Source organism: Muriicola sp. (assembly GCF_049669965.1).
Classification (GTDB): domain Bacteria; phylum Bacteroidota; class Bacteroidia; order Flavobacteriales; family Flavobacteriaceae; genus Muriicola.
In genome coordinates this window covers 1-2,316 of the sequence record NZ_JBATLB010000140.1, presented here as the reverse complement: position 1 = coordinate 2,316, position 2,316 = coordinate 1, and the positions used below count along the sequence as shown (strand labels likewise).

Below are 2,316 nucleotides of genomic sequence, written 5' to 3'. Positions count from 1 at the left end.
GTATGGTGAGTTTCCTTCTCATTGACACCTGGGTTCATTTCCTTTCGGAAATGGACCAGAGAAGGCCCGCTTCTGCAAATAGAAAACAGCAGTGCGCTTATGCGCACCGCATCTTTGCATTTCCGGTCCGCAAGCATCAGCAAGCTGTGCTTTCTCCCCGGAAATGCAAAAACCCACGCCTCTTGGCGCGGGTTTTCTGCTTGATGTGGTCCCACCTGGGCTCGAACCAGGGACCACCTGATTATGAGTCAGGTGCTCTAACCAACTGAGCTATAGGACCGTATTCGCTGACGCGAATAAATTCAAAATTCCAAATCTCAAATTCTAATAAACAAGATACGAATTGGGCTTGGAGCGTGCAATATTACTACTTATTTTGCTTTGCTGCAATATCTTTTAAGGCTTTAAAGGCATAAGCGCCATCCCGCTTATAATTCAAATGCCGCTCTTGGGGCACCCTAAAAAAAATTAGCTTCGGGTAGCCTGTGTACCTCTCCCTTTAAACAGAAAATAACTCCCCCCCTAATAGCTGCAAGGGTATTGCACTACAAAACACTAAACTTGTTCTGATTCCCGGGCATTTCCCCGCCGGTGAAAACCTGGTTTGTCTCTCTTCAAAACTATGGAAAAGGTCTGCCGGGAACTCCTCTCCCATTTTTATCGCTGTGGTTGCCGCCATCACCCTAAAAAACCGTCGGCCGAGGAAACCGAAAATCGAAAGAGTAGGAACGTCAAAAAATAGTAAAAATGAAAAAAATTACAGTAAGATTCGTATTTTTAGTAATGCTTGTATCGTCCTTTTCGTGTTCAAAGGATGAAACAACAAAAGAAGGGCAACAAATCCTTTATGTGGAAGACCTTAGTGTTTTATTTTCTAAAGAAAATAAAAACACCTCATCTAAAGGAGATTGTCCTATGGGCCTTGAAGATGTAAAGGCCTTCCCGGTAAACGGATGCAGTACGTTCACCATTAAGCAAACCATAAAGTATATTTTTGGTGAGACCACCATAGAAACGAAGGTTACAGTTTGTTGTGTTTGTGCCGCATGTATTCCTATGAAATTCAGCAGCAAAAACAGTGCTGAGCTCATGAAAAAAGGCAAAATAGAAGGCATATCGGTAGACGCGTCTTCGAGCATCTCATACCAAAACTATGTCATTAGCATTGCTGAAGGAGACTATGAGGTGGATGCGAACGGCGAAATTAAAACTTTGGTGTATAAAGTAATTGTAAAATAAAATGGGGCTAAAGAATAAACGAATACTGGCATTTTTAATAGACCTGATCATTGTAAACGCCATCATACAGCTCTTTGGTATGTTGGTGAAACCAGACATGCCCGGATATCGGCTAGATACGGAGTACTACACCCTGATAAGCAGATTTTCCTATGACGTTGTATTTTACCTCGGCTATTTTTTGATATTCGATGTATTCTCCCAGGGCGTTACCGTTGGCAAAAAAGCAACAAACCTGATGGTTGTCCAGGCAGGGCAGCCTGCCGTTAGGAGCATTGAGTTGGTGAAGCGGACGTTGCTGAAAATGGTAGGTATGTTTGTGCTGCCCGTTTCCGCACTCGTTTATTTGTTCTTTAGCAAGACCTTGCAGGATGAACTAATGGGATTAAAGGTTTCAACATCAAAACAGTAGGTCCTGTCTAACCCCATTTGTAGTTTCCCTGAAAATAACAGTGTCCTTTGGAATTTGCTGCCAGGATCTTATGCCCGTTCCTGGCACAATTCTATAAGCACCCCATTCGTGGTTTTGGGGTGCAAAAAGGCCACCCATTTATTGTCAGCCCCCCTTTTGGGTTCTTCGTTGAGCACCACAAAGCCTTCGCCTTTCAGTCGGGCAATCTCCGCTTTGATGTCTTCCACCTCAAAAGCAACATGGTGGATACCCTCCCCCTTCTTCTCAATGAATTTGGCAATGGGGCTGTTCTCGTTGGTGGCCTCCAGCAATTCTATCTTATTGGGGCCTGCCTTAAAAAAGGAGGTATTCACCCCTTCCGAGGCCACTTCTTCGGTCTTGTAATGGGCCACCCCCAACAATTTTTCAAATAATAGGTTGGATGCTCGTAGGTCCTTTACCGCTATTCCCAAATGTTCAATCTTCTTCATTCCCTCGTATTTCTAACTTCGTATTTCGCACTTCTAACTTTGTACCTCCAATTTACATATTATTCTACGTATTTTTGCCCCATGGAAACCCAACGACAGAAAAAAATATCAGGGGTCATTCAAAAAGATCTCGCAGACATCCTCCAACGCGCCGCCACAGACGGAGGTATGAAAGGTACCCTTATTTCTATTTCT

Annotated in this window: 3 protein-coding genes, 1 tRNA gene and 1 pseudogene; 3 read left to right on the top strand and 2 right to left on the bottom strand. The window is 43.7% G+C overall.

The annotated features are described in order from the left end of the window. Positions 1–206 precede the first annotated feature (206 nt). Positions 207–280 (bottom strand) — tRNA-Ile (locus tag WBM49_RS07660). Between the two features lie 467 nt (positions 281–747). On the opposite strand from WBM49_RS07660, the gene WBM49_RS07655 reads away from it, so the two are divergent. Both WBM49_RS07655 and WBM49_RS07650 read left to right on the top strand, forming a co-directional pair. Continuing rightward, entirely contained in the window at positions 748–1,239 is a 492-nt protein-coding gene (locus WBM49_RS07655; protein WP_424371469.1) for a hypothetical protein, read from the top strand. Between the two features lies 1 nt (position 1,240). Further along, entirely contained in the window at positions 1,241–1,651 is a 411-nt protein-coding gene (locus tag WBM49_RS07650) for an RDD family protein (protein ID WP_424371468.1), read from the top strand. A gap of 68 nt (positions 1,652–1,719) precedes the next feature. Here WBM49_RS07650 and mce read toward each other — a convergent pair whose 3' ends face one another. After that, the gene (mce, locus tag WBM49_RS07645) at positions 1,720–2,121 is read right to left on the bottom strand and encodes a methylmalonyl-CoA epimerase (RefSeq protein ID WP_424371467.1); all 402 of its coding nucleotides are present in this window, start codon (positions 2,119–2,121) and stop codon (positions 1,720–1,722) included. 81 nt (positions 2,122–2,202) lie between these two features. Here mce and WBM49_RS07640 point away from each other — a divergent pair. Continuing rightward, positions 2,203–2,316 (top strand): annotated as a pseudogene (locus WBM49_RS07640) (ribosome-binding factor A); the annotation flags it as partial.

Excerpts from the sequence above, each read along its gene's own strand:
- mce (WP_424371467.1), bottom strand. The coding sequence starts at position 2,121 with ATGAAGAAGATTGAACATTTGGGAATAGCGGTAAAGGACCTACGAGCA.
- WBM49_RS07650 (WP_424371468.1), top strand. The coding sequence starts at position 1,241 with ATGGGGCTAAAGAATAAACGAATACTGGCATTTTTAATAGACCTGATC.
- WBM49_RS07655 (WP_424371469.1), top strand. The coding sequence starts at position 748 with ATGAAAAAAATTACAGTAAGATTCGTATTTTTAGTAATGCTTGTATCG.